The organism is Paraburkholderia tropica (genome assembly GCF_914484835.1).
GTDB classification, from domain to species: domain Bacteria; phylum Pseudomonadota; class Gammaproteobacteria; order Burkholderiales; family Burkholderiaceae; genus Paraburkholderia; species Paraburkholderia tropica_A.
Map to the genome: position 1 here is coordinate 1 of NZ_CAJZAR010000096.1, position 3,451 is coordinate 3,451.

At 57.9% G+C, this 3,451-nt stretch carries 3 protein-coding genes; all 3 read left to right on the forward strand.

Features of this window, described 5'->3' with window-relative positions; genetic code table 11:
• The first annotated feature begins 263 nt into the window (after window positions 1–263).
• The 3 genes from LDO54_RS35145 (at window position 264) to LDO54_RS35155 (ending at window position 3,244) form a co-directional block, all read left to right on the forward strand.
• Complete coding sequence (locus LDO54_RS35145) at window positions 264–575, forward strand: hypothetical protein (protein WP_224017106.1); 312 nt, start codon at window positions 264–266, stop codon at window positions 573–575.
• Between the two features lie 19 nt (window positions 576–594).
• Window positions 595–2,457: an ATP-binding protein gene (locus tag LDO54_RS35150; protein ID WP_224017108.1), complete on the forward strand. Its 1,863-nt coding sequence runs from the start codon at window positions 595–597 to the stop codon at window positions 2,455–2,457.
• 370 nt (window positions 2,458–2,827) lie between these two features.
• Window positions 2,828–3,244: a hypothetical protein gene (locus LDO54_RS35155; RefSeq protein WP_224017110.1), complete on the forward strand. Its 417-nt coding sequence runs from the start codon at window positions 2,828–2,830 to the stop codon at window positions 3,242–3,244.
• Window positions 3,245–3,451: the final 207 nt, after the last annotated feature.

Consider the following 3,451-nt stretch of genomic DNA (forward strand, 5'->3'; position numbering starts at 1 on the left):
ACAAAACGTCTAGGAAAACTGGGGCCTCACCATGTCGCGTTATTTTCCGGGCCGAAACGACCGCATCGACGCCTTGCGTCGTGAGAAAAAAAGAAAACGCGACGAAGCGATTGCGGCGGCTCCGATACCTGAGCGAATGAAGATTTGCCTTCATTGCAAACTGCATCCTAGAGTCGGTGATTTTTGGCCCTGCTGTTCGGAAACTTGTTACGAAGCGAGCTTGAAGGAATTTGATCGGCGTCAGGAGGTGAGGGCCGCTCGACGTGAAGGAATCCCGGTTGCCGAATGGCGGCGACGCAACGCGGAAAGCAAGTAAGAAAACGCTCGCGCTCGCTGCGCGGGCCACACTGGAAAAAGAGAAAAGCATGAAAGTGAAATGTGAAACTGCAAAGTATGTCTATGGCGCGTTCCTAATTGACTTTGCTTTGGCTGGATTCGCGGGCCTTGTGACAGCCCCCCTGCTGCACTCGGCCTCTCCATTCCGTGTTGTTGCCGCAGTTGGCCTGTGGTCGGTCGCTCTTTGGTGTGCATTCGGCACCGCATCGCTGGTCGTAAGACAGTTGGCGGCACGCTAGTTAAGCATCGGAAAACCGCATGAGCGAAGCTGTGACAGAACGCGGCGCGACGCGCCGCAATTTCAAGGTTCACCCAGCGATCATCAAGACGCTCATCGGCGAGCAGGCAGGGACGCTTCCCAAGGCGTTCGCCGAGCTCGTGATGAACAGCGTCGACGCGGGCTCAACACGCATAGACCTGGATATCGACGAGGCCGGCCGTTTTACATTTTGGGACAACGGCAGGGGCTTTACATCCAGCGTCGAGATCGAGGAGTTTTTCGACACCTTCGGCACACCACACGTGCCAGGTGACGCCTATTTCGCGAGATTCCGGTGCGGCCGTGGACAGATCATGTCGTACGCGCGCACGATCTGGCGAAGCGGCCACTATGAAATGCGGGTGGATCTCAACGGGGAAGAGGGAGAGGCAGGGTATGACTTTGAAGAGCATGCCGAATGCCACCCCGGCTGCTCTATCACCGGGCAGATCTATGAATTCGCGAATCCGTACTTTCCGAAGAACCATAGCCTGCGCGTTTACTTTACCGGCGAGGATGACTCGGTGGTTGCCGGGCGCACCAGCGAGTTTGCGTGCCTGGTGCGATACGTCCTGATACCCGTGTTCGTCAACGGCCGACAGATCAATACCCCGCCCATTGGTGAAAGGTGGGACCAGGAAGACGAACACGCGTATTACGCGTTCGATCGCGATTCACCCGAGGTGCGGGTGTTCAACCGCGGGGTGCTGGTCACCGACATCCCGTCGCGTAAATTTGGTATCGGCGGTGTCGTCTGCTCGAAGGCGCCTCTCGTTGTGAACATGGCGCGAAACGCAGTCATCGAGCACCAGTGCGAAACGTGGCAAGCAATCACTAAAGCAATCAGTGAGCGTTTTCGCTTCCAGCTGACACGGTTGAGAAAGCTCAACGATCACGAGGCAGCCTCGCTGCTGCGCCGTCTCTTCTTCTCGGACTTTGTCCTCGACCATCAAGACGCCCGGACGGTCGCGAAAATCCGATTTCTTCCGGACATTTTCGGAAACCTGCGCTCACCAGATGCGGTGCTGTTCGCGCGGAAGTTTACGCTTTTTGACGGGGTGCACACAGCCATCGCCGAGCGCGTGCAGCGCGAAGGACTTGCTCAGGTCATCATGCCGCGCATGCTCAGCATGTGCAACGCGACGGTGACTGAGGAAAATGCCGCCGTGGCGATTGGCCGGCTGCGCAGCAGACTACGCATCTGCGATGACCAGAGCACCGAGCTGGTCCGCTTCGAAGAGTTCGTTCGGTCTCTGGATGGCACCTACACGCTGGTGGACAGCGCGGACCTCGATGCCGAGGAGACGCTTGTTCTCAAGTGCCTCACCCTGATCGGCCGGGAGATAGCCTTGCTCTCAGGTGCCAGCTCCGTCAGGCGGTTTGTCGTCGGCATATCGGATACCGCGAGCGCCTGGACCGACGGTTGCACGTTTATTGCGCTCAACCGGGCCGAGCTGAAGCGAATTCGCGGAGATGGGAACGCAGTCCATAGCGGCGGTGGTGGGGTAGCCCGGCTGGTCGCGATCATCACCCACGAATATTGTCACGGCGATTCATCGGTAGGTGATCACCACCATGACTACGACTTCATGTCGCGCTTTCACGAGGCCATTCTCCACCCCGCGTACGGGGCAGCCGTTGACCTAGCGTTTCGCCGCTATGTGGCCGGTATTTGCCGCCTCGGCGTCGTTCCGTCGTCTGCGCATGGCGCGCATCTGCGAGGGCTTTTCAAGTACGCGCAGAGGGTGCCGACACGAATCAAGCGGCCGGCCGATACGGGCTCTCTTCATGGCGTGGACCAGCCGACCACGGCCGATACGTGCGGAGACGACATAGGCAATCACGTAGGATATGCACGATGATTGACGCTCCGTTCACACCCGATCAGGTTCAGATTCTCAACGAGCGGCAATGCGACGTCGAGACGCTGGTCCCGATCGCGCACCCGTTCACATCCCCGCATCGATCCGATGAGCGCCACGAACGCTGCGGCGGCGATCTCGGGCATCCGACACTCGCTCGCAATCGCGGGAACAAAGCGGAAAACCCACGATGCACATGTTGAAGATCGCTGTATCGATGCGCACACGAAATGCAGTCTTGATTGGGCTTTATGTCGCGCTGCTCACTTCGACGTTGCTCGGACTGGACCATTTTTTCCCTGCGCCTCCCGCACTATCACTCGGAACTCTTCCCTGAAACGCGGCTGCGCAGAGATACACTGGAAAACACATGAAACTATATGCCGCCATCGTTTGTACACTGACTATCGTTGAAATCGGGTTGGCGAATGCGCAAGTCCCGATCGCCAAGCCAGAGAAGATCGCTGATTTCGCCTCGCAAGTTCAAGCGACCGCAGACAAGATCGCGGCGGTGCCGAAAATCCCCTTGATGCTACTCAGCGACTTGCAAGACGCCACGCCTCAAATGGTTATGCTTCGCGAGCGCGACGGGCGAAAGTGCTCCTACATTGGAGAACTCAAACCGTCTCGCAACATGTGGTCGATTTCGATCACAAGAAAGAATTGCCCGGATGGGCTGTCGTCTCCTGCTGCACTCGTCGTTCCACTGCGCAATCTCGCTACGGAGCCCGGATACGCCGCCGGATCGACGGTGATTGCCTACCAAGTGATAGGCGCCGCGAAATAGGAAAACACATGGATGCTCGATGGAATAACGCGTTGGCTGCGCCGCTCGATCAGACGCGATGCGCGGACCTAGCGGACGGTCAATATGACGAAAGCCGACCGCTATTTCGCTGTGCAATCTGCTTGGATTCTGGCGAGAAAAGTTTGCACCGCTACGTGGACGATTGCCCGTCCTTCAATGACTAGTCGGACAACGGAAAACGCTCGC

Bases quoted from the DNA above. Each gene is read 5' to 3' on its own strand.
- LDO54_RS35155 (WP_224017110.1), top strand. From the start codon at position 2,828: ATGAAACTATATGCCGCCATCGTTTGTACACTGACTATCGTTGAAATC.
- LDO54_RS35150 (WP_224017108.1), top strand. From the start codon at position 595: ATGAGCGAAGCTGTGACAGAACGCGGCGCGACGCGCCGCAATTTCAAG.